A 281-nucleotide genomic window follows, 5' to 3' on the forward strand; every position below is an offset into this window, starting at 1 on the left:
AATTGCTGATCAACTGGCCTGTCATCCTCCAGACGATCGGCCAGACTTTCGAGATGCCGTTCAGCGGCTCTCTCGACCTGCTGCCCGAACTGGATCTGTCCAAGCCGGAAGGCCGGTTGATCAGCAATCTCACGGAAACGATCATCGCGGGCATGCGCGACGATGGTCCCTTGCTGCAGTCGCCGATCGCCATGGCGCATATGACGCAGGCGCTGGCCGATCTGGTCGTGCGCCTGGTGCCGCACCGGCTGTCGCATTTCCTGGAGAATGGCCCGGCCCTG

The 281-nt window shown here is 62.3% G+C and carries 1 pseudogene; it reads left to right on the forward strand.

Annotated elements, in window-relative coordinates:
* A pseudogene (locus tag EOD29_RS31350) lies at positions 1 to 281 on the forward strand (AraC family transcriptional regulator); the annotation flags it as partial.

The sequence above is a fragment of the Mesorhizobium sp. M1A.T.Ca.IN.004.03.1.1 genome, assembly GCF_003997555.1.
GTDB lineage: Bacteria > Pseudomonadota > Alphaproteobacteria > Rhizobiales > Rhizobiaceae > Mesorhizobium.